Here is a 1671-nt window from a genome sequence, read left to right as displayed (position 1 = left end):
TCGTCAAAATAATCATTTCTTTCAATCATGTTATATCCATCAAAACCGATGTTATCTAATGTATGAAAAAACAAGTCGAAATCTACTTCACCATTGCCTGCTGCGACTTCTATATACTTACTTGAACTATCGCTTTTCAATTCTTTACAATCTTTAATATGCGTTTGTACTATATAATTTTTTAATAGCAATAAACTTTCTATCGGATTTTCATTTACATCACTTATTAAATTTGCTGGGTCAAAGTTAACAGCTAGTCCTTTTGAGTTTGTAGTTTCTAAAAATCTTTTTAACACTATTGCTTTTTCAGATCCCGTCTCAATAGCGAAGACTCCCCCGAATTTGAATGCTAAATTCCCTATTTCGTAACAGATTTGTTCCATTTTATTATAGTACTCACTTTTTTCATCATTTGGAATTCCCCCAATATGAGCTGTTATTATCCTTGCTCCCAGCTCTAACCCTCTGTCAGTAATATATTTAAACCGTTCTATTGCACTGTCAACTTCCATTCCTACAATTCCGTTTTCTCCAAAATTAATCGCTAATGATGGGACTTTAATCCCATTAAAAGATAAGCTATCCTTTAAAGTAATCCATTCTAACTTCGAAATATTAGCTAAATTGAAATTCTCATTCATAGCATATAGTTGAATATATTCTAAATCCCATTCTCTCGCCTTTCTTATTCCTTCGTTTACTTCAATATGTTTCGTATTTAAAAACATTCCTAATTTCCTAGCCATACATGTACCTTCTTTTTATTATTTCATATCATGTTAATATTCGACTTTTTTTATGTTACTTCCTTGTACAAACTAAACTAGAAATGCTACACCTTTATCAATATTCCCTGTAGAATCGTTAATATTTTTAAAGTTACGATAGATGAAATTTTAATAATCGTTAATAAAATTTCATCTATTATTCCACAAAAAAAAGACGTAACTACGCATAGTTACGTCTTTCCATTCATTTATCTAGGCTTTTTCTTACCAGTAAAAGCTGGTTTCTTTTTCTTTGGTGCTGGTGGTTTCGATTCTACAAATGTTCCTTTGAACATTTCTTGTTTCGTAAACACGATACCTAATTTTTTCGCAAATTGAAGTAATTTACGCTCTTCTTGTTCTGTTACAAGAGAAACGACTGTTCCTTCTTTACCCATACGTCCTGTACGTCCAGAGCGGTGAATATATTGGTCTACTGTATCTGGTAATTCTAAGTGAATTACGTGTGTTAAATCATCGATATCTAATCCACGTGCTGCAATATCAGTAGCAAGTAGAATCTCTAATTTCCCGCTGCGGAAAGCGCGCATCGTTACTTCACGCTCTTGTTTGCTTGCCTCTGCATGAAGAGCTGCCGCTTTCATTTTACGGAATTTTAGTTTTTGAGTAATTTCATCTAAACGGAATGGATCATTTAAGAAGGCAACTGCTTTTACATTTCCCATATGCATAACTCTTCTAATATAATCATTTTTTTCACGACGTTCACAAACGATATACGTATGTTCAACTAGGCTCTGTGCCTCTGAGCGTGTTACACGTACTAATTGTGGTTCAACTGTCAAATCACGTGCCGCATCTTCTGCAGCTTTTGTTATTGTCGCCGAGCAGAATACTAATTGACGATCACGCATCGTTGATTTAATTACATCAAGTACAGCAC

2 protein-coding genes are annotated in these 1671 nt (G+C 33.8%); both read right to left on the bottom strand.

Annotated elements, in window-relative coordinates:
- The coding region (locus tag AC1DTM_RS25460; RefSeq protein WP_477001188.1) for a sugar phosphate isomerase/epimerase family protein at positions 1-746 on the bottom strand (746 nt) is incomplete at its 3' end.
- 230 nt (positions 747-976) lie between these two features.
- On the bottom strand, positions 977-1671 hold a 695-nt coding region (locus AC1DTM_RS25455), incomplete at its 5' end, for a helicase-related protein (RefSeq protein WP_477001187.1).

Source organism: Bacillus sp. P4_D3 (assembly GCF_056401855.1).
Note: the sequence above shows the minus strand (reverse complement) of the source record. Positions and strands in the feature narration are given on the sequence as shown.